This window comes from Streptomyces sp. SP18CS02 (assembly GCF_036322365.1).
GTDB lineage: Bacteria > Actinomycetota > Actinomycetes > Streptomycetales > Streptomycetaceae > Streptomyces.
Window position 1 is genome coordinate 1 of record NZ_JAQYXC010000004.1, and the last position, 318, is coordinate 318.

Consider the following 318-nt stretch of genomic DNA (forward strand, 5'->3'; position numbering starts at 1 on the left):
CTGAGTGGGTGTGGTTGTGGGGGTGGTTTTTTTTTTGGTTTGTTAGTGTGGGTGGGTGGGGTGTTGGGTTGGGTGGGGGGTGGGTGTGGGGGGGGGGGGGGGGGGGGGTTTTTGTTGGGGTGGTTTTTGGGGGGTTGGTTTTTTTTTTTTTTTTTTTTGGTTGTTTTTTGGGGTGTGGGGGGGTGGGGTGGTGTGTGGTTCTGTGTGGTTGGTTTGGTGGGGGGTGTGTTTTTTTTTTTTGTTTGTTTGGTGTGGGGTGGGGGGGGTTGGGTGTTGTGGTTTTGTTTTTGTTTGTTTTTTTTGGTTTTTGTCCCCCCC

The 318-nt window shown here is 51.6% G+C and carries 1 protein-coding gene; it reads left to right on the top strand.

The window, feature by feature from the left end:
- Positions 1-85 precede the first annotated feature (85 nt).
- A partial coding sequence (locus PUR26_RS34440; RefSeq protein ID WP_329867990.1) for a hypothetical protein occupies positions 86-318 on the top strand: 233 nt, incomplete at its 3' end.